Consider the following 21,159-nt stretch of genomic DNA (forward strand, 5'->3'; position numbering starts at 1 on the left):
GCGCGAACCGGGCCACAGTCGTCGATCCGCTACTTCGAGGCGAGCTTCTTGCCGTCGCCCTTCTTGCCCGCGGCCTTCTTGGCGGGCTTCTTCGCCGACTTCTTCGGTGCGGGCGTCGGCGCCGAACCATTGGTGTCGGCCTTACCTCCGGGACGCACCGCGGTGACGACCAGATCGTCGTCGGTGGTGTCGACCTTCACCGTGTCGCCGGGTTCGAGACCACCGTCGAGCAGCAGTCGCGAGACCCGGTTGTCGAGCTCCTTCTGCACCGTCCGGCGCAACGGCCGCGCACCGAATTCCGGTTGAAAACCTCGCTCGCCCAGCCAGTCCACCGCGGACTGGCTGATCTCGAGCTCGATGTCCTGCGCGGCGAGCATGCGCCGCGTGCGGTCCAGGATCAGTTCCACGATCTGCTCGAGCTCCGCCTTGTCGAGGCGGTGGAACACGATCTGTTCGTCGATCCGGTTGAGGAACTCGGGCCGGAAGTGCTGGCGCAGAAGCTCCTCGAGCTGCGGCACGATCGAGTCGAGCTCACCGGGCGGTGCCTCGAGGATCACGTGCGAACCGATATTGGACGTCATGATCACGATCGTGTTCTTGAAATCGACGGTGCGGCCCTTGGAATCGGTGACGCGCCCGTCGTCGAGCAGCTGCAGCAGCACATTGAACACATCGGGGTGCGCCTTCTCGACCTCGTCGAACAGGATCACCGAATACGGCTGCCGCCGCACCTTGTCGGTGAGCTGCGCGGCATCGTCGTAGCCGACATATCCGGGCGGTGCACCGACCAGCCGCGAGACCGTGTGCTTTTCCTGGAACTCGCTCATGTCGAACCGGATCAGCCGGTCCTCGTCGCCGAACACCGCTTCGGCGAGCGCCTTGGCCAGCTCGGTCTTGCCGACACCGGTGGGGCCGAGGAACAGGAACGACCCGATCGGCCGGTTCGGATCCTTGAGTCCGGCCCGTGCCCTGCGCACCGCCTCGGCGATCGCCACGATTGCCTCGTTCTGCCCGATCACCCGCTTGTGCAGGACATCTTCGAGCTGGAGCAGGCGCTGCTTCTCCTCGGCGGTCAGATCGGCCACCGGAATGCCGGTGCGCTTCGAGATCACCTCGGCGATATCGACGACATCGACGATCGGCTCCGAGGACGTCGCACCGGACTCCGCCAAATCCTGCTCGGCGGCGTCGATATCGGCCTTGAGCGCCTTGGCTTTCTCGTAGTCCTCGTTGTCGACGGCGGCGTCCTTCTCCCGGTACAGCCGGGCGATCGCCTCGTCCCTGGCCCGCACCTCCGGATCGGGTGTGCCCGAACGCAATCGGATCCGCGCGCCCGCCTGATCGATCAGGTCGATCGCCTTGTCGGGCATGAACCGGTCGGTGAGGTAGCGATCCGAGAGCTGCGCGGCCGCGATCAGCGACTCGTCGGAGTAGCGCACCTGGTGGTGTTCTTCGTACACATCGGCAAGGCCGCGCAGGATCTCGATGGTGTCCTCCACCGAGGGCTCCGAGACCATCACCGGCTGGAACCGGCGCTCCAGCGCGGCGTCCTTCTCGATATACCTGCGGTACTCGTCGATGGTGGTCGCGCCGACCACGTGCAGATCGCCGCGAGCCAGCGCGGGCTTGAGCAGGTTGCCCGCGTCCATCGAGCCCTCGCCACCGCCACCGGCGCCGACGATGGTGTGCAGCTCGTCGATGAAGACGATCAGCTCGTCTTTGTGGGCGCGGACCTCGTCGAGGATCTTGGTGAGCCGCTCCTCGAATTCGCCCCGGTACTTGCTGCCCGCGACCAGCGAGCCGACATCGAGCGCGATGACGCGGCGGTCGGCGAGGGTGACGGGCACGTCCCCGTTGACGATCCGCTGCGCAAGCCCCTCCACGATCGCGGTCTTGCCGACGCCGGGGTCACCGATCAGCACCGGGTTGTTCTTGCGCCGCCGTGACAGGATCTCGATGGTCTGCTCGATCTCCTCCGCCCGGCCGACTACCGGGTCTATCAGGCCCTCGCGGGCTTCGGCGGTGAGGTCGCGTCCGTATTCGTCGAGCGTCGGTGTGTCCGATTCCGGCTGCTGACGCTTCGAGGGCGCGGTCGCCATCGGGGTTCCCGGCGCGGGCACGCCCCCGCTCTGGGTGGCCGCGATTCCCGCGACCAGCGCCTGCGCCGCGACGCTGTCCGGTAGCGAGGCGATGCCCAGCAGAATGTGCTCGGGGCCGATGTAGCTGCTGCCCGACTGAGCGGCCTGCCGTTGGGCCGCGCGCAATGCGACCTTGGTGGCCGGGCTGAGCGTGATGTCGGCGAGGTCGCCCTCACTGGGTTCGCCGGTGTCGAGGTAGTCCTCCATCTGCTCGGCGACCTGGTCGGGATCGAGGCTGAGCTCGGCGACGATGCTGCGCCCCGGCTCTGCTTCGGTGGCGGCGTAGAGCAGGTGTTCGGGAGTGATGTCGGGATTGCCCCACTCCTGGGCCGCCTCGCGGGCGGTACCGACCAGCAACTTCGCGTTGTCGGTCATCAGCTTGCCCAGATCGATCCGTTGTACCGGCGGCTTCGATGACATCCCGGAACCGAAAAACCGCTGGAAGATGTCGTCGAAGGGATCGCGGGAACTCGCCCAGCTCGCTGTCATGTCCACACCTTTTCGCTCGTCGCGCCGTGTCCCACGGCGACTCATGCAGATCGGGTCGGTACTGCCAGCAATACTTCGGCATCCTCGGACGGTGTGCAAGCAATTGGACAGTTTCACATCCCCGACGTCCGACGGTGTGGCGCACCAGACAAAGTCCGGGCGAAACCGCCCCGAACCACCGGTTTTGTCGGATTCTTGATAACGGGGCGCCGCAGCCGGGTAGCGTGGCGACCCGCGAGGTGGTATCGACCGCAGCGCCCATTTTTGCCCGCCGACCACCAGGTCGAACAGGCCGACGGGAAGTAGAGCACGGAGTTTGGTCACCGACGTCATCGATGTCAGCGCGGATTTCACCATCGCGCGTCAAGCGTTGTGGGATGTGCTGCTCGATCCCCAGAGTTACCCGAGAATGTTCACCGGGATCGGCAGTTGCGAACCGGTGGAACGCCCCGACGGCGCGGTCCACTGGCAGGTGCGGGTCGGCTCGGCGAGCGGCGGAATGCGAACGCACGAGTTCATTCTCGTCATCGGCCGCTGGTACGAGAGTTTCGAACTGCGCAGCCCGGTGCTCGGCAGCTTCGCCGCGATCCGGTTGCGCGGTGACCAGGAGCGAACCCGCCTCGAAATCACCCTCTTCGCTGTCGCGCGGGTCCATCCGCTCGTCGAGCAGGGCGGCAACTCGCTGGTCACCGACTGGGTGAAGGCGGGGCTGCGCCGCACCTCGGACGCGATCGCGGGGACTCGTTCCTCGGTGGTGGTCAATGCCGAACGGTCGGTGGTACGCCGCAATGCCGGGGTGGCGCGCAGCATCGCGGCCACCGGGCTGATGCGGCCCGAACCGGTGTCGATGGTGAAACAGCTTCGTTCCCTGTCGAAATGGGGTTTCAACCTGGCCGGTGGTTACGCGGCGGGTGCGGCCTACGAACCTGATCGGCCCGCGCTGATCGATGCGCTCGGGCGGCGCACCTTCGCCGAGGTCGACGCTCGATCCACGGCGCTGGCCGCCGCGATGTACTCGATCGGCCTACGCAAAGGCGACGCCATCGGCCTGCTGGCGCGCAATCACGCGGGCATGGTCGAAACCATGGTCGCCGCGGGCAAACTCGGCGTCGACGTGGCACTGCTCAATGCCGGACTGTCGGGGCGCCGGATCGAAGAGATCGTGCAGCGGCACCGGCTGAGCGCGGTCTTCGTCGACGGTGCGCTGGAAAAGCTGATCCGCTACCTGCACAGCGAGGTGCCGCGCTACACCACCGACGACTGCCCGCCCGATCCGGATCGCACGACGATCGACGACCTGATCGCCCAGGCGCACAACGACTTTCCGATCCCCGCCCATCCGGGCAGGCTGATCGTGCTCACCTCGGGCACGAGCGGTTCACCCAAGGGTGCGCGCCGCCCGCACGCCAAGGGCTTCGGCACCATCGCCGCGCTGCTCTCGCGAATCCCGCTGCGGGTCGAGGAGGTCATGCTCATCCCCGCGCCGCTGTTCCACACCTGGGGTCTGGCCGGGTTGCAGCTCAGTACGGCCTTGCGTGCCACCGTGGTGTTGTCGGACGGTTTCGATGCGATGGACTGCCTTCGCGCGGTCGCCGAACATCGGATCACCACGTTGATCGTGGTTCCGACGATGGTGGAACGCCTGCTCGAGGTGCCGGCGGAGGTCCGCGCGGGCTTGGATCTGACGAGCCTGCGCTACGTGATCAGCTGTGGGGCACCGCTGGCCGGAGCCACCGTGCTGCGATTCCTGGACAGCTACGGCGACCTGCTCTACAACGTGTACGGCTCGACCGAGGTGTCGTGGGCCAGCGTCGCCACCCCCGACGACCTGCGGGTCTCACCCACGACCGCGGGCAGGCCCCCGCTTGGCACCCGGGTGGCGGTGCTCGGCCCCGATCTACGTCCGGTGCCGGTCGGCTCCGTCGGGCACATCTTCGTCGCCAACCACATGCTCTTCGACGGCTACGTCAACTCCGCGCCGCCGGAGGAGGCCGACGGCATGCTCGACACCGGCGACCTCGGATACCTCGACGCCGGTGGCCGGCTGTTCGTGGCGGGTCGCGACGACGAGATGATCATCTCCGGTGGTGAGAATGTCTTCCCGCGCCCGGTCGAGGAGGCCCTCGCGCATCTGCCGCAGATCAGCGAGGTGGCCGTCGTCGGCGTTCCCGACCGGGAGTTCGGTCAGCGGCTGGCCGCGTTCGTGGTGAAACGCGAAGGGGCGGGCCTGGATTCGGACATGGTGCGGACCTATATCCGCAACCGCCTCAGCCGATTCTCCGTTCCACGCGACGTGACATTCCTGTCGGCGCTGCCACGAGGGGAGACCGGCAAGATCCTCAAACGGGTGCTCGTGCCGGGGTCACCGCTGAGCGAGTAGCAATCCCACCGCGCGCGCGATCCTGGCCGACGCCTGCTCGCCCGACAGCCCCCGCCGATCCTGCAGATGGTGGCGCGCAGGCCAGGCGAGGGCGCCGTCGACCAGATCGAGGAGTTCGTCGTCGAGCACACCGTCGGATCGGGACAGTTCGGGTGCGAACAGCGCGGCCAGCACGGCGCGGATGCGTTCGTCGGTGCGGCGCATCCGCGCGTCGATCGCGGTGATCGATCGGGATTCCTGCAGACCGGGCAGCCGTGGCACGCGCTGCAACGCGAAGATCGCGGCGCTCTGCCGGACCGCGATCGTGATCCGTTCGGCCAGGTCAACCGACGGATCCGGGGTGACAAGGCACGCTTCGACCAGCTCGGATTGGCGTTCGGCCGCCGCCACCAGCAAGGCCTCGCGGTCGGGGAAATGCACGAAAACGCTGCGTTCGGAACTGCCTGCCCGTGCGGCGATCGTGCGCGCGGTCGGTGCGAAATCGCCCGCGGTGATGGCCGCGAGCAGTCCGTCGATGATGGCTTCGCGGGTTTTTGCCGGATCCCGCCGACGCGGCGAGCGCGACTCTCTCGCGCTCGCCGCTGCGGCCTCGTGCCCCGATCTCATCGGACCATCACAGCACAGTCCGGTCGCCGATGACCTACTTGCTCAGGTCCGGTGCGGTCCGGTTCATCACCGAATGCTTGCGCGAATAGGCGAAATACACGATCAGGCCGACGGCGAGCCAACCGGCGAACCGCGCCCAGGTCTCCCACGGCAGCGACCAGATCAGGTAGGCCGAGAAGCCGATTCCGATCAGCGGGATCACCGGCATGAGCGGCAGTTTGAACGAGCGCGGGGCGTCGGGCCTGGTGCGTCGCAACACGATCACCGAGATACACACGACGATGAAGGCCATCAGGATGCCGATATTGGTGAGTTCGGCGACGGTGTTGATCGGCAGCACGCCGGCCAGGATCGCCGCGCCGAACCCGACGATCCAGGTGACCCTGGTGGGCACCTTGCGGGTGGGGTGGGTCTTGGCGAACCAGATGGGCAGCAGCCCGTCGCGGCTCATCGCGAACCACACCCGGGTGACGCCGAGCATGAAGGTGAGTACCACGGTGATGATGCCGACGATCGCGCCGACCGCGATGATGTTGGCGACGCCCGGCATCCCGACCGACTCGAACGCGGTGGAGAAACCACTGGTTGGGCTGATCTCGGTGTACTTCTGCATGCCGGTGAGCACGAGTGTGCACAGGACATAGAGCACCATGGCGATGGCGAGGGAGTAGATGATCGCCTTGGGCAGATGCTTGCGCCCGTCGATGGATTCCTCGGCCGCGGTGCTCATCGCGTCGTAACCGAACACCGCGAAGAACACTGTCGCCGCGCCCGTCCACACCGCACCGGTGCCGTACGGGAAATAGGGGTCGTAGTTGGCGCTGTCGATGTGGAACACGCCTAGGTTCTGTCTCGAAATGAGTGATGGGGTGGCACCGCGCAGCGGCGCCACCCCATCAGCATGTTCGACCGAAGCTGTTGCCCGCGTTGGCATATAGGTGAGGCCTCCGGTATTCGGATTAGCGACCAAGCAAATCTGAATAGCACCGGAGACCTCGTGGCCAGCCTAGCGGTGGCGGGGCGAGCGGACCTGACCGATGCCCAGTGGGCGAGGCTGGAGCCGTTGCTGCCCCGCGGTAAGAAGGCGGGACGCCCGCCGAAATGGACGAAACGCCAGCTCATCGACGGGATCCGGTGGCGGTGTCGTGTCGGGTCGCCGTGGCGAGACGTTCCGGCCGAATACGGGTCCTGGCAAGCGGTGTATGGACTGTTCCGCCGGTGGCAGCGGGCCGGGTCATGGGCCGCGATCATGCGATCGCTGCAGGTCCAGGCCGACGCAGCTGGAGTGATCGACTGGCAGATCAGTGTGGATTCCACGATCGCGCGGGCTCACCCGCATGCTGCTGGCGCCCGCCGCGACAGCGGCGGGCAATCCGAACCACCGGCCGGTCCAGGGGAATCCGAGCCGGCCGATCACGGGCTGGGGCGTTCGCGGGGCGGGTGGACCAGCAAACTGCATCTGGCGTGTGACCAGGGCTGCCGTGTGCTGTCGGTACTGGTCACCGCAGGTCAAGCCGGTGACAGTCCGCAGTTCACCGCAGTGCTCGATGGCATCGAGGTGCCGAAACTCGGTGGCGGGCGGGCACGAGTCCGCCCTGAGCGGGTGTTGGCCGACAAGGCCTATTCCAGTCGAGGTAACCGGGAATGGTTGCGCCGTCACGGGATCAGGGCAACGATCCCGGTCCCTGCCGATCAGGTTGCGCACCGTCGCCGTCGTGGCAGAGCCGGTGGTCGGCCCCCGGCGTTCGATGCGGTGCTCTACCGTGACCGCAACGCTGTCGAGCGGGGTATCAATCAGCTCAAACAGCATCGTGCGGTGGCTACCAGGTTCGACAAACTCGCTGTCCGCTACCAGGCCACGATCCATATCGCGGTGATCAACCAGTGGCTCAGGCACTCGTGAGAGCGGGCCTGCGGGCCGCCCTCACGACTTCGAGACACTGCCTAGCACCACGATGAGCACGACGAGGGCGACCTTGATGCCGACCGCGACCGTCTCGAACCGGCCGACACTGCCGATACCGCGCGAGAGCACCCACGCGGTGCCAAGACAGAACAGCACCGCGAACAGATCGACCACGCGGCCGTCGCCGGTATCGGGCGCCCCGAGCATCCACTCCGGCAGGGTCAGCCCGACCTGGTCGAGGAGGAACCCGAAGTACCCCGAGACACCGATCGCGACCACCGCCGCCACCGCGATGTATTCGAGCAGCAGATCCCAGCCGATGAACCAGCCCGCGAGTTCGCCAAGCGATACGTAGCCGTAGGTGTAGGCCGAGCCCGCTTTCGGGACCATGCCCGCGAATTCGGCATAACACAGCGCCGCCGCGGCGCTGGCCACACCGGCGATCAGAAACGAGATCAGCACCGCCGGACCGGTGACCGAATGCGCGACCGAGCCGGCCAGGGTGAAGATGCCCGCGCCGATGATGCCGCCGACGCCGATGGCGGTGAGCTGCCAGAGACCGAGCGATTTCGCCAATCGCTCGTCACTGGGTATCTCGTCGTCGACCTCGGTCATCGGTTTGCGGCGCAACATCTGGGTGCGCAACTCTGCGAAAGACATTCGCGTTCCTTCCGTCGGCGCACACCGCCGCACAGCGATGCGCACACCAGCCGTATAGGCCATGCTCTGCTGAGTACACCGCCATGCCGGTGGTGTGGAGGCCGAGAGTGAATATTGTTCTGCGGTATTACTCGAACGGATAGCCGGTCGTCATCCGCGTCCACCGAGCAGCGCCCGCAGGAAGAAGCCGACATTGGCCGGTCTTTCGGCCAGTCGACGCATGAAATAGCCGTACCACTGGTCACCGTAAGGGACGTAGACGCGAACATGGTTGCCCGCGGCGGCGAGTCGCTGCTGTTCATCGGCCCGAATGCCGAACAGCATCTGATACTCGTACTCCTCGGTCTTGCGTTGGGCCGCCTGCACGCCCACCCCGGCCGCGGTGATCACCGCCGGGTCGTGCGAGGCGATCATCGGATACCCCGCGCCCGCGGTGAGCACGCCCAAACACCGCATATACGAGGCATCGACCTCGGCCCTGTCGCGGAAGGCGACCGACTCGGGTTCGTCATAGGCGCCCTTGCACAGTCTGATTCGCGACCCGGGGCCTGCCATGGTGCGGCAGTCGTCCTCGGTGCGGCGCAGGTAGGCCTGCAACACGGTGCCCAGCCACGGGTAGTCGGCGCGCAGCTCGCGCACGATCGACAGCGTCGAGTCGGTGGTGGTGTGGTCCTCGGCATCGACGGTGACCCACACGCCTGCGGCTTCGGCGGCGGCGCAGATCTGGCGGGCGTGCTCGCGGGCGATCGCGTGACCGTCACTCGGCAGTGCCTGTCCGAGTGCGGACAGTTTTACCGAAACCTCCAGTGGCCGAACAGCGCCCGGCGCCACGTCGGACTGGGGGAGTGCGCCGAGCGCGGTGATCAAGGTCCGATACTGCGCGACGGTCGCCGCGGCGCTTGCCAGGTCGGTGGTGTCCTCGCCCAGATAGTCGATACTGACGAAACGCCCTGAGCGCAACAGTGATTCGGTGGCCCGCACCGCCTGCTCGGTGGTCGTGCCCGCGACGAAGCGGGCCACCACCGCCCGGCTGACGGGCAGTCGGGTGATGGTGCGTTCCAGCCGGGGCGAGCGCGCGGCGGCGAGCATGGCCGAGCGAAGCAGCGCGGGCATCAGTTCGCCTCCGGTGCCTGGTGGGGGTAGCTGTGTTCGGTCGGCGGAACGAAGGTCTCCTTGATCGTGCGCGCGGAGGTCCAGCGCAGCAGGTTCTGTGGGGAACCGGCCTTGTCGTTCGTGCCGGAGGCGCGGGCGCCGCCGAACGGCTGCTGGCCGACGACCGCCCCCGACGGCTTGTCGTTGATGTAGAAGTTGCCCGCGGCGAAGGCGAGCCGATCGGTCGCCTCGGTGATCGCGGTGCGATCCTGGGCGATGATCGAGCCGGTGAGGCCGTACGGGCTGCCGCCGTCGACGAGGTCCATGGCGTCGGCGAAGGCGGTCGGGGTGCTGTCGTCGTAGACGTGCACCGCCAGGATCGGACCGAAGTACTCGGTGCGAAAAACCTCATCGAGGGGATCGTCACCGACCACGATCGTCGGGTCGACGAACCAGCCGACACTGTCGTCGCTGTGTCCACCTGCCACCACGGTCAGGCTCGGTGTCGCCTTGGCGCGCTCGAGTGCGGCGGTATTGCGGTCGAAGGCATGTCGATCGATCACTGCCCCACCGAAATTCGTGAAGTCGGTGACATCGCCGTAGCGCAGGTTCGATGTCCGTTCGATCAGGTCGTCCGACATGGTCGCCCACACCGAGCGCGGAATGAACGCACGCGAGGCGGCCGAACACTTCTGGCCCTGATAGTCGAACGCGCCGCGCACCAGCGCGGTGGTGAGCACCGCCGGATCGGCGGACGGGTGCGCGAGTACGAAGTCCTTGCCACCGGTCTCACCGACCAACCGGGGATAGGTGCGGTACCCGTCCAGTCGCTGCGCCACCTCCCGCCACAGGTGCTGGAACGTGGCGGTCGATCCGGTGAAGTGCACGCCGGCCAGCCGCGAATCGGCGAGCACGACATCGGAGATCGCCGGGCCGGCTCCGTTGACCAGGTTGATCACCCCGGGCGGCAGTCCGGCGGTCTCGAGCAGCCGCATCGTCAGATAGGCGGCCACGGCCTGGCTCCTGGCCGGCTTCCACACCACGGTGTTGCCCATCAGCGCGGGCGCGGTGGGCAGGTTGCCCGCGATCGCGCTGAAGTTGAACGGGGTCACCGCGTAGACGAACCCCTCCAGCGAGCGGTACTGCATCCGATTCCACACACCCGGCGAGGAGATCGGCTGCCCGGCGAGGATCTCGCGGGCGAACGAGACATTGAACCGCCAGAAGTCGATCAGTTCGCACGGTGCGTCGATCTCGGCCTGATAGGCCGACTTCGACTGCCCGAGCATCGTCGCCGCGGCGATCTTCTCGCGCCACGGACCGGCGAGGAGGTCGGCGGCGCGCAAGAAGATCGCGGCCCGATCGTCGAACGGCATGGCCCGCCAGGCAGGTGCGGCGGCGTTGGCGGCGTCGACCGCGGCGGCCGTTTCGGCGGCACCGGCGTCGCGCAGGGTGCCGAGGACGGCGGCGTGGCGGTGCGGTTGGACCACGTCGAAGGCGGGGCCATCGCCGGGAAGATGGCGGCCGCCGATCACGTGGCTGATCTCGGTGGGGGAGGCGGACAGCTCGGCGAGCGCGGTCTGCAGGCGACTGCGTTCCGGGCTGCCCGGAGCGAAGGTGCCGACCGGTTCGTTGACCGGCGGCGGGGTGGTCGCGATGGCGTCCATGAGTGCGGCTCCTGCGTCGTGGCGGATAGCGGGATGTGACGTAGTCAACTCCGATCCGCACGAGCGATAATCATCTGATCGGATGAAGATCTGGGCAGTGCTTTGTCCGATCGACCAACAACGGAGGTGTTCGATGTCCGACGGGGCCACAACGCTGCGCGAGTTGCTCGCCGCCCTCGACCACACCGTCGCGACGCTCGTCGACGCGCCTGCGGGTCACGAGGTCGAGGTGCGGACGGTGGCACTGGCCGAGCCCGCTGACCTGCCCGAACACCTCGACAGTGAAGGCACGCTGCCCGAGGTGTACCTGCTCGTCGGAGTCGATGCCGCGGCCACCGCGCGCTGGTTGCGCAGGATCGGCGACCGCGACCAGGCCCAGCGACCGCGAGTGCTGATGACCAAGAGCGCCAACGACTCGCCCGCGGTGCGAGCCGCCGCGCACGCCGTCGGCATCGCGCTGGTGCACGTGCACCGGCAGGCGCGCTGGGATCAGGTGTTCTCGCTGATCCGCCGGATGCTGGCCCGCTCGCCCGGCCAGCGCGCCGCGTCCGACGAGCACGACCTGCTCGCCCCCGACACCGACCTGTTCGGGCTGGCTCAGGTGCTGGCCAAGGAAACCGGCGGCATGGTCTCCATCGAGGACCCGCAGTCACGCGTGCTGGCCTACTCGGCCTCCGACACGTCGGCCGACCAATTGCGCATCCAGTCCATTCTCGGCCGGGAGGGCCCGGGCGACTACCTGCGGATCCTGCGGGAATGGGGTGTGTTCGATCGGGTGCGGTGTAGCGACGAGGTCGTCGACGTGCCGGAACACCCCGAGCTCGATATCCGTCGTCGGCTCGTCGTCGGCATCCGGCGTGGTGCCGACGGCGCGCAGTCCAGAATGCTCGGCACCATCTGGTTGCAGCAGGGCACCGGGCCGTTGCGACCCGACGCGGCGCAGGTGTTGCGTGGTGCGTCGGCGGTGGCGGCTCGGATCATCGCGCGACGGCTGGACGCGCCGTCGACCGAGGCGTTGCTCGTGCGCCGGTTGTTCGGCGCCCACGGTGACGGCGTCGACGTGCCCTCGGTCGCCGCCGCGCTGAACCTGTCGACGGCCGGTCCCGCCGCGGTGATCGGTTTCGCGCCGGTCGGTCCCGCCGCCGAGCTGGCCGCCTCCAGCGGCTTGATCCGCTTGCACGCCAGTGCTTTCCGCGAGGATTCGGTCACCGAGTCGCTCGGCGAGCGGGTCTATGTCCTGCTGCCCGGCTACCACTCCGAGCGCAGCGTCGGTTCGTGGGTGCGCAAGCTGGTCGCCCAGCTCGAGCAGACGCGCGCCCTGGTGGTGCGGGCTGCCATCGCCGCACCGGTGGCCGGTCTCACGGCGGTCGCGGGTGCGCGCGCGGAAGTCGACCGGGTACTGGACAGTCCGGTCGCCGATCCTGCGGGCAGCCGGGTCGCCACGCTGGCCGATGCCAGGACCGCGGTGCTGTTGGCCGAGATCACCGAGCTGATCCGCGAGCGCCCGCGCCTGCACGATCCACGCCTGGCCGCGCTCGCTGCCTACGACCGAACCCACGCCGCTGACCTGCGAATATCAGTGCAGGCGTATCTGCGCGCGCACGGGGAGGTGCGCGTCGCCGCGGCCACGTTGCGCGTGCATCCGAACACGCTGCGCTATCGGCTGCGGCGGGTGGAGGCCGTCCTCGGCATCGATCTGAGCGATCCCGAGGATCGGCTGTTGCTCGACATCCAGCTGGCCGCGCTGCCGAATATTTCGATTGCGCAGAACTGACACAGCTATTGCAGTTACTCTGCAATAGCTGTCCGAGGTGGACGGTGGTGGAGTGAAGGAGCAAAGGTGAAGAGTTCAGGCGGAGGTCGCGGCGGGCTGTCGCGGCGCGGGATGCTGGGTGTCGGCGTGGGTGCGGCCGCGGCGGTCGCGGTCGGTGCGACCGTCACCGGTTGTGGTGACCAACCGAGCGGAGTCAACCCCTCGGGCACCCAGACCGAGCCGACGAAAGCCATCCTGGATGCCAACCGCGCCCTGGCCGACACCTTGCCGTTCGGCGACACCGCCGACTTCGCCGATGCCGACCGCGGCTGGATCGCCTCGCTCGAACCGGGCAAGGTGACCGATCCCTCGGGGAAAGTGGTGTGGGACAGCGACTCCTACGACTTCGTCGCCGGCTCCTGTCCGCAGTCGGTGAACCCCAGCCTGTGGCGGCAGGCCCAGCTCGTCGTCAAGCAGGGCCTCTACGAGATCGCGCCCGGCTTCTATCAGGTCCGCGGTATCGACCTGTCGAACATGACCTTGATCGAGGGCGATACCGGGGTGATCGTCATCGATCCACTCATCTCGGCCGAAACCGCGGCGGCCGGCCTCGCGCTGTACCGCAAGCATCGCGGCGATCGACCGGTCACCGGCCTGATCTACTCCCACGCCCACGTCGACCATTTCGGTGGCAGCGCCGGTGTGATCACCCCGCAGGATGTGGCGGCAGGCCGCTGCCCGGTGATCGCGCCGTCGGGTTTCCTCGAGCACGCGGTCGCGGAGAACATCTACACCGGCACCGCGATGGCACGCCGCGCCGCCTACATGTACGGGGCCGCACTGCCTCGCGGGGCGAAAGGCCAGGTGAGCGCGGGTCTCGGCCCGACCACCTCGGTCGGTACCGTGAGCCTGATCCCGCCGACCCTCGACATCACCCGCACCGATCAGGAGGAGATCGTCGACGGCGTGCGGATGGTCTTCCAGCTGACCCCGGGCACCGAGGCGCCCGCGGAGATGAACTTCTACTTCCCCGACCGCCGCATCCTGTGCATGGCCGAGAACGCGACCCACACCATGCACAACATCGTCACCCTGCGCGGCGCGCTGGTGCGCGACCCGCATGTCTGGTCGAAATATCTCACCGATTCGATCAACCGCTACGGCCGCAAGTCCGATCTGGTGTTCTCGTCGCACCACTGGCCGATCTGGGGCACCGATCGGATCGTGGAGTTCCTGTCGCTGCAGCGCGACATGTACGGCTACCTCAATGATCAGACGCTACGTCTGCTGAATCAGGGGTATGTCGGCGCCGAGATCGCCGAGATGGTGCAGATGCCGCCCGCGCTGACGGCGTCGTGGTCGACGCACGGGTACTACGGCTCGGTGAGTCACAACGTCAAGGCGGTCTATCAGCGGTACATGGGCTGGTTCGACGGCAACCCGGCGCACCTGTGGGAACACCCGCCGGTGGAGAACGCGCGCCGCCACGTCGAGGCGATGGGCGGTGCCGACGCGGCCCTGCAGACGGCGCAAAAGGCCTACGACGCCGCCGACTACCGCTGGGTTGTGCAACTGGTGAACTACGTGATCTTCGCCGACCCGACCAACAAGACCGCAAAAGACTTGCAGGCCAGTGCCTTCGAGCAACTCGGTTACGGCGCGGAGACCGCCACCTGGCGCAATTTCTACCTCAGCGGCGCCCATGAACTGCGCAACGGTTCCTTCGGCACGCCGACGACGGCGAACTCCGCCGCGATGGCCGCCGCGCTGAGCGTGGACCAGGTGTTCGACGCGGTGTCGCTGCGGATCGACGGACCCAAGGCGTGGGAGGTCCGGATGACCGTCGACTGGCGGATCAGCAACGAGAACAACCGCATTCATCGCACCGAGCTCCGCAACGGCGTGCTCGTGCACTACGACCGATTCCCCGGTGACAACCTGCCCGCTCCTGACGCCACCGTCGCGCTGACCCGCCAGGTCCTGATCCGCACCCTCGTCGGCGGCGCCGACCTGAAGAAGGGCGTGACCGACGGTGACATCGCCATCGACGGCGATGCCACCGCACTGACGAAGCTGCCCGGCGTGATCGACAAGCCGGACCCGAACTTCGCCATCGTCACGCCGTAACGACGGTCAGGTCCCGGTCGGTACCTCGCCGACGGCCTTGGCCGGGTCGATCACGCCGAACACCTCGCCCTGGGGCGCCTGCAGAATCCCCATCCGGCCGAACGGGCTGTCGTCTGGGCCCATGATCACCGAGGCGCCCAGTTCGGTTGCCGTGGTCAGGGCTGCGTCGGCGTCGTCGACCTGGATCCAGGTGAGCCAATAGGGCGGGGTGTTCAGGGCCGAGGCGTCCATCATGCCGCCGACCTCGTGGCTGCTGTCATCGGCCGACGCGAAGGTGGAGTAGATGAGGTTCACCCCGTCGCCGATCTCGGTGTACTGCCAGCCGAACACCTTGTTGTAGAACTCGTGCGCTCGGTCGTAGGCAGGGGTGTGCAGTTCGTTCCAGCAGTAGGCGCCGTGCTGGTTGAAGATCCCGGAGCCGTTGTGTGCCTTGGCTTCCCACACCCCGAACACGCCGCCCGTCGGATCGGCGGCGATGAACATCCGCCCCACGTCGAGCACATCGAACGGTGGCATGAACACCTGTCCGCCCGACTTGCTCACCCGTTCGGCGATCTCGTCGGCGCGCGCCGCGGCGAAGTAGGTGGTCCACACCGACGGCATCCCGCCCATGCCTTCGGGTTTCGGGCCGATGCCCGCCGCCGGGCGGCCGTCGAGCGTGGCCATGAGATACCCGCCGGCTTCGGCGGGACCGTCCTGGACTTCCCAGCCGAACAGCGCGCTGTAGAAGTCGCGGGCGGCGGTGGTGTCGTCCACCTGACAGTCGATCCAGCAGGGAGTTCCCTGCGGCCAAGCTTCCTCGCGTGTCGGCATTGTCGAACGTCCTCCTCGGCGATGGATGAAGACCGGCCCCAACGGCGCCGGTGGGAGCCAGTCAACCATCAGCCACCGACAAGAACGAGCAACCGGAACCCCGCTGAACTGGAACAACGTGTGTTCACAGCGACAGTCCGAGCTGGCCGACGCTCGCCTGGCTAACTCGTTACCCCTGTTATGGTTTCCGCGCCGATCGTGCGGTGGCTCGGTCAACTGTGGAGACGAACGAACCGGTCGGGAGCGATTCATGGTGGGAAGAAGTTCGGAACGCGGGTTCGTCCGGATCCTGGTGACGATCCTCGCGGTGGTCGTCGTGCTCGGCTGCGGCGGTGGTCCGGCAGGCGGTGAGCCCCCGGACGCACCGTCCGCGCAGTGGACCGCCCTGCACGACGGGCCGGGCGCCTACCCCGAGGTGCGGGTGGAGCGCGGCGTCGAGCTCACGATGAGCGACGGCGTGGTGCTCAAGGCCGACGTGTACCGCCCCGCCGACGCCGCGGGCGTGATCGAGCAGAAGCCGCTTCCGGTGATCGTGAGCCTGACGCCCTATTCGAAACTCATGACCGGACTGATCGAATCGGCCGCCGCGATTCCGGGCCTGCAGTCCACCGCCGTCGACATCGTGCGCAGGCTGAACCTGTCCACCACCCCGATCAGCGGTTTCGGTGATCTCATGCAGGCACTCGACGGCGGCATGATCCAGACGATGCTCGGTGTCGACCGCAAACTCGTCAGCGCCGGCTACACCGTCGTCGTGGCCGACGTGCGCGGAACCGGACTGTCGCAAGGCAAATGGGACACCCTCGGTGCGCGTGAACAACTCGACACCCGCGAAGTGATCGACTGGGCGGCGCGTCAACCGTGGTCGAACGGGCGGATCGGCATGAGCGGCGGCTCCTACTCCGGTATCAACCAGTTGCGCGCCGCCGAGAACGCCCCGCCCGCGCTGCAGGCGATCTTTCCGGTGGAGCCCGGCAGCGATCTCATGCGTGACGTGGTCGCCCCCGGCGGCGGCGTCGGCACCACCTTCCTGCCGCTCTGGCTGAATTCGGTCAACCAGCTCAAACTCGTCCCCGACGTGGCCTCCATGGTCGACGGCAGCTTCGACTGGACCTGGTTCAACGACCGGCTCGCCGACCCGACCACCAACTTCGACCTCCTCGCCCAGTCGCTGCTCACGCCGTCACTGTCGAACATGCCGCCCGCGCTCGACGGCGCGCTCGACGACACTTCGGCGTTCCGCGAGGCGATCATGGGCCATCCCGAGAACGTCACGGTGCCGACCTTCGTCTACGGCGGCTGGCACGACATCTTCGCCAACAGCGCCACCAAGCTCTACGAGCAGATCCCGTTGCCCGCCGGGCGCAAACAGCTCATCGTCGGCGACACCTATCACGCCAATCCCGGTGCGGGAACCGGTGTTCCGGGCGCGCCACCGCGTTTGGACGTGCTGCAGCGAGCGTGGTTCGACAAGTGGCTCAAGGACATCGACAGCGGCGTCGAGGAATTCGGGCCGGTCACGGTGAAACAGCAAGGCGGCAGCTGGGTGACGCTGCGTGAGTTCCCGCAGCCGGGCGTCACGCATCGCCGCGTCTACCTGTCCGCCGCGCCCAGCGGCAGCACCGAGGACAGCCTGCACGACGGATCGCTCAGTGCCACCGGGCCGACCGCTACCGAAACACTCACCGTCGCGCCGGGGTTGAACCAGGTCTGCTCGCGTGACGCGGCACAGGGTTCGGCGGGCATGACGGCCGCCCTCGATACCTGCGCGAAGGACTCCCGCATCGCCGAACGCAACGGCCTCACCTTCACCAGCGCACCGCTGACCGAGCAGACCGTGATCTCGGGCCCGATCAATGTGCGGCTCAACACGATCCATGACGCCACCGACGGGTTCTGGAACGTCACGGTCAACGATGTCGCACCCGACGGGACCTCGACGGTACTCACCACCGGCCAGCTCACCTCGTCGATGCGAGCCGTCGACGAACGCCGCAGCGCGCGCTCGATCAACGGCGACTTCACCGCCCCCTTCAACCCGCTCACCGTCGACCGGCTGCTCCCGGTGGAACCCGGCGCGCCCATCGACATCGACGTCGCGGTGATCCCGACCCAAGCGGTGCTGGTGCCGGGACATCGCCTGCGCATCGACGTGTTCGCGGGCAACGCGCCCAAGGCGTTGCCGTTCCGGCCGATGCTGAACGCCAGCGGCCTCGAGCCCCAGCACGTGCGTCTCGATCCCGCGGCGCCGAGCTTCGTCAACCTGCCCACCGACCGCCCGATTCCGTGATCGTCGTCGGGTGCGTTGCCGCCGCCGCTACCCTCGATCGAGCAGGCACGCTGTGATTCGGACGAGGAGGGCGCTGTGGTCGAACCTGTCATCGTGGTGATGGGGGTGTCGGGCTGCGGGAAGACGACCGTCGGCGCCCTGACCGCCGACCGGCTCGAAGTCCCGTACGCCGAAGGTGACGACTTCCATCCGCTGGCCAATATCGAGAAGATGGCCGCGGGTATTCCGCTCACCGACGAGGACCGGCTGCCCTGGCTCGACACCGTCGCGCAGTGGCTCGCCGAGCATCAGACCGGCGGGGTAGCCACCTGTTCCGCGCTGCGGCGCGGCTACCGGGACCGACTGCGAGCGAAGGCCCCGAATACCTACTTCGTGCACCTGGCCGCCACCCGCGAGGAACTACTGCGCCGGATGACCGGCCGACTCGGTCATTTCATGCCGACGATCCTGCTGGACTCCCAGCTCGACACCCTGGAACCGCTACAAGACGACGAAGCGGGCGTCACCCTCAACGCGCTGCAGCCGCCGAGTGTGCTCGTCACCGAGGCCGTCGACTACTGGATCGCCGATCACCGCTGAAGCAGCGGATGCAGCTCTTCGACCGGCGCCAGCATCAGCATCGCGCCCACGACAAGGGCCGCCAGGCAGACGGCGGTGAAGAACAACACCCAGAGCACCGCGGGCAGGTGCGTCAACCGGGCGAGCTGATCGGCGTCGGAATCCGTGCGCCCCGGCTGCCTGCGTCGGCCGCGCTGCAGTTCGAAGACCGGCCGCACCGCGGCGGCCAGCAGAAACCAAGCCGCCAGATACGCGAACGCGGCCTGCAGCAGATCCGTGCCGAACCACGACACCCCGAACACCAGCGCACCGAGCACCACCACGGTGAGTAGGCCATACATATTGCGCACCTTGATCAGCACCGCGGCCAGCATCACCAGCGTCGCCCACAGCATCACGGTGACCCGGCCCGTCCCGAGCAGTGCCGCGTAGCCGAGCCCGAGCAGCGCGGGCGCCGGATACCCGGCGGCCGCGGTGAGGATCATGCCTGGACCAGTCGGTTTGCCGCTCGACACGGTCAGCCCCGACGTGTCGGTGTGCAGGGTGATCGCGTGCAGCCTGCGCCCGGTGAGCAGCGCGATCAGCGCATGCCCGCCCTCGTGTGCCACCGTGACCGCTGCCCTGGTCAGCCGCCATAACGGCCGGTAGCCGACCAAGATCAACGCCACCGCCGCGGTGGCGAGCACCAACCACCAGGCGGGTGCGGGCTGGGGAGCGAGGAGACGGTCGAGCAGCGTGCTGGCGGATCCGGTGTTCACCGTCGCACTTTAGCCGTGCGCGGGCGAGCGCGGAGGTCCGCGTTGAAACCTGTGCCGGGTGGGCGCCGGGTCGTACCCGCGAGACGCTCGGTGGCGGCCGGTCAGAATCGTCCACGTGCATCTCCATTGTGCGAGTGAGGTGTTCGATACCGCACCGCGCATTCACGCACTGTCCCCGTTGCGGTCCCGGTCGTGGTAGCAATTGGGCATGCCGATGCGCCCTCACCGCTGGACTCCGCCGCGCCCCACCGCTCGTGCGCGCCAGACCCACAGCGACCCGCCGATGCCGCCGATCCGACTGTTGCCGCTGCCGAGCAAGGGCCCGGAGGACGTCGTGGTGCTGCCCGACGGACGGATCGCCACCGGCACCGACGACGGCGCGATCTGGCGCGTCGATCCGGCGAGCGGCACCGTCGAGCGGATCGCCGACACCGGTGGCCGAGCGCTGGGCATGCACGCCGATGCCGACGGTTCCCTGCTGATCTGCGTGGCGGGTCGAGGAATTCTGCGGCTGGCCGAGCCGGGCGCCGAACTGGAGGTCGTCGTCAGTGAGATCGATGGGGAACCAATCATGTTCCCCAGCAATGTAGTTCGCGACGACGACGGCACCATCTACTTCTCGATCAGCTCGCGGCGGTGGCCGTTCGAGGAGTGGATGACCGACATCCTCGAACATTCCGGCAGCGGCCAGCTGGTCCGCCGCCATCCGGACGGACACCTCGAAGTACTCGTCGACGGCCTCCAATTCGCCAACGGCGTGGTGCTCGCCCCGGACCGATCCTGCGTGCTGGTCGCCGAGACCGGTTCCTACCGGATCACCCGATACTGGCTGACCGGTCCGCGCGCGGGCACCACGGACTACCTCGCCGAGAACCTGCCCGGCTCACCCGACAACATGTTGCTCGGCAGCGACGGCCTGGTCTGGGTCGGCATCGTCTCGCCACGTAACCCATTGCTGGACAAGCTCTTCCCGCTCCCCGGCATCGTGCGACGCATTGTCGACGCGCTGCCAGAGGCCCTGACACCCGCGCCCGTCCGCTCGGTCTGGGTGCTCGCGCTCGACTTCGACGGGACCATCGTGCACGACCTCCAGCGCGACGGCACCGACTACGCGTTGGTCACCGCGGTCGCCGAACACGACGGCGCCCTCTACCTCGGCAGTCTGTCCGAACCCGCGCTCGCGGTGACCTCGGTCCCGACCACCTGACCGCGCCGAGCGGCGGACGGCACCGGATGGTCCGGTTCGAGGGCGGGCAGCCCGTCGATGCTGGTGGAGTTGTCGCCGGCGATGCGGCGGGCGAAGTCGGCGTCGGTGCGGCGGCTGTGCGCCTCGTCGAGGATGGAGCGCTCCTCGACGAGCTCGAATTTGGGCACCGACCAGCCACACGAGTCGGCGATCCGGTCCACCGAGATCGTCACCACCGAGCGGATGCCGGTGTGGCCGATGCCGAAATGCTCACGCAGTGTGTCGAATTCGTCGGAGTCGGGGCGAACGACGCGGCCGGCACCGAAGAGTCGCAGGATGCGGGTGGTGCGGGTGAACGAGCAGAACATCACGGTGATCCGGCCGTTGTCACGCAGGTGCGCGATCGTTTCCGAGCCGCTGCCGAACAGATCGAGGTAGGCGACGGTGTGGTCGTCGATCACGGCGAAGGTATCGCGATAACCCTTGGGGGAGACATTGACATGGCCCCCCTCCGACGGTGCGGTGCCGATGAAGAACATCGGCTGTTCGGTGATGAATGCCCGCAACTTGTCGTCGATCCGCTCGAACACCTTGCCCATGACGCACTCTCTCCGGTCCCGCCATTCGGCGGGCTCCCCGCATTCACTGTATCGACCGGACGACCCGGATCGCGGTTCGGTTCACGGTGAGATTTACCGCAGACGGCGACGGCGCCCACCGTCTGCGGGAGTCCCTG

Annotated in this window: 14 protein-coding genes and 2 pseudogenes; 7 read left to right on the forward strand and 9 right to left on the reverse strand. The window is 67.7% G+C overall.

The features are described 5' to 3' along the window. Window positions 1-29: 29 nt before the first annotated feature. Window positions 30-2,627 (reverse strand): ATP-dependent Clp protease ATP-binding subunit, encoded by a 2,598-nt coding sequence (locus ACWZHB_RS09220; RefSeq protein ID WP_427907514.1) that lies wholly within the window; start codon window positions 2,625-2,627, stop codon window positions 30-32. Window positions 2,628-2,943: 316 nt separating this feature from the next. On the opposite strand from ACWZHB_RS09220, the gene ACWZHB_RS09225 reads away from it, so the two are divergent. Further along, window positions 2,944-5,007, forward strand: a complete 2,064-nt coding sequence (locus tag ACWZHB_RS09225; protein ID WP_427907515.1) for an AMP-binding protein — start codon at window positions 2,944-2,946, stop codon at window positions 5,005-5,007. Here the strand turns inward: ACWZHB_RS09225 and ACWZHB_RS09230 are convergent. Both ACWZHB_RS09230 and ACWZHB_RS09235 read right to left on the reverse strand, forming a co-directional pair. Beyond that, window positions 4,990-5,613 (reverse strand): TetR/AcrR family transcriptional regulator, encoded by a 624-nt coding sequence (locus ACWZHB_RS09230; protein WP_427907516.1) that lies wholly within the window; start codon window positions 5,611-5,613, stop codon window positions 4,990-4,992. The two genes, ACWZHB_RS09225 and ACWZHB_RS09230, sit on opposite strands and share 18 nt — an antisense overlap. Window positions 5,614-5,647: 34 nt before the next feature. Beyond that, a pseudogene (locus ACWZHB_RS09235) lies at window positions 5,648-6,457 on the reverse strand (amino acid permease); the annotation flags it as partial. A 153-nt stretch (window positions 6,458-6,610) separates the two neighbouring features. Here ACWZHB_RS09235 and ACWZHB_RS09240 point away from each other — a divergent pair. Next, window positions 6,611-7,516 (forward strand): IS5 family transposase, encoded by a 906-nt coding sequence (locus ACWZHB_RS09240; RefSeq protein WP_427903100.1) that lies wholly within the window; start codon window positions 6,611-6,613, stop codon window positions 7,514-7,516. Window positions 7,517-7,555: 39 nt separating this feature from the next. On the opposite strand, the pseudogene ACWZHB_RS09245 reads toward ACWZHB_RS09240, so the two are convergent. From ACWZHB_RS09245 to pruA, 3 genes and pseudogenes are all read right to left on the reverse strand, one after another. Next, window positions 7,556-8,179: pseudogene (locus ACWZHB_RS09245) on the reverse strand (amino acid permease); the annotation flags it as partial. Window positions 8,180-8,329: 150 nt separating this feature from the next. Further along, window positions 8,330-9,292 (reverse strand): proline dehydrogenase family protein, encoded by a 963-nt coding sequence (locus ACWZHB_RS09250; protein WP_427907517.1) that lies wholly within the window; start codon window positions 9,290-9,292, stop codon window positions 8,330-8,332. Further along, window positions 9,292-10,938 (reverse strand): L-glutamate gamma-semialdehyde dehydrogenase, encoded by a 1,647-nt coding sequence (gene pruA, locus ACWZHB_RS09255; protein WP_427907518.1) that lies wholly within the window; start codon window positions 10,936-10,938, stop codon window positions 9,292-9,294. The genes ACWZHB_RS09250 and pruA overlap by 1 nt, the downstream gene beginning before the upstream one ends. A 133-nt stretch (window positions 10,939-11,071) precedes the next feature. Here pruA and ACWZHB_RS09260 point away from each other — a divergent pair, with 133 nt between their 5' ends. After that, window positions 11,072-12,712 (forward strand): PucR family transcriptional regulator, encoded by a 1,641-nt coding sequence (locus ACWZHB_RS09260; protein WP_427907519.1) that lies wholly within the window; start codon window positions 11,072-11,074, stop codon window positions 12,710-12,712. 111 nt (window positions 12,713-12,823) lie between these two features. Then, window positions 12,824-14,818 carry an alkyl/aryl-sulfatase gene (locus ACWZHB_RS09265; RefSeq protein ID WP_427909121.1) on the forward strand — a complete coding sequence of 665 codons (1,995 nt, stop codon included), beginning with the start codon at window positions 12,824-12,826 and terminating at the stop codon, window positions 14,816-14,818. 6 nt (window positions 14,819-14,824) lie between these two features. Here ACWZHB_RS09265 and ACWZHB_RS09270 read toward each other — a convergent pair whose 3' ends face one another. Then, window positions 14,825-15,574 carry a VOC family protein gene (locus tag ACWZHB_RS09270; protein WP_427907520.1) on the reverse strand — a complete coding sequence of 250 codons (750 nt, stop codon included), beginning with the start codon at window positions 15,572-15,574 and terminating at the stop codon, window positions 14,825-14,827. A gap of 307 nt (window positions 15,575-15,881) precedes the next feature. Here ACWZHB_RS09270 and ACWZHB_RS09275 point away from each other — a divergent pair, with 307 nt between their 5' ends. Beyond that, window positions 15,882-17,921: a CocE/NonD family hydrolase gene (locus ACWZHB_RS09275; protein WP_427907521.1), complete on the forward strand. Its 2,040-nt coding sequence runs from the start codon at window positions 15,882-15,884 to the stop codon at window positions 17,919-17,921. 99 nt (window positions 17,922-18,020) lie between these two features. Then, window positions 18,021-18,500, forward strand: coding sequence for a gluconokinase (locus tag ACWZHB_RS09280; protein ID WP_427909122.1), 480 nt, complete (start codon window positions 18,021-18,023; stop codon window positions 18,498-18,500). On the opposite strand, the gene ACWZHB_RS09285 is transcribed toward ACWZHB_RS09280, so the two are convergent. Then, complete coding sequence (locus ACWZHB_RS09285; RefSeq protein WP_427907522.1) at window positions 18,491-19,237, reverse strand: M50 family metallopeptidase; 747 nt, start codon at window positions 19,235-19,237, stop codon at window positions 18,491-18,493. The two genes, ACWZHB_RS09280 and ACWZHB_RS09285, sit on opposite strands and share 10 nt — an antisense overlap. Window positions 19,238-19,445: 208 nt before the next feature. Here ACWZHB_RS09285 and ACWZHB_RS09290 point away from each other — a divergent pair, with 208 nt between their 5' ends. Continuing rightward, the gene (locus ACWZHB_RS09290) at window positions 19,446-20,444 is read left to right on the forward strand and encodes an SMP-30/gluconolactonase/LRE family protein (protein ID WP_427907523.1); all 999 of its coding nucleotides are present in this window, start codon (window positions 19,446-19,448) and stop codon (window positions 20,442-20,444) included. Here the strand turns inward: ACWZHB_RS09290 and ACWZHB_RS09295 are convergent. Beyond that, complete coding sequence (locus ACWZHB_RS09295) at window positions 20,387-21,022, reverse strand: pyridoxamine 5'-phosphate oxidase family protein (RefSeq protein WP_427907524.1); 636 nt, start codon at window positions 21,020-21,022, stop codon at window positions 20,387-20,389. The genes ACWZHB_RS09290 and ACWZHB_RS09295 overlap by 58 nt on opposite strands. Window positions 21,023-21,159 lie beyond the last annotated feature (137 nt).

The sequence above is a fragment of the Nocardia sp. FBN12 genome (assembly GCF_054031145.1).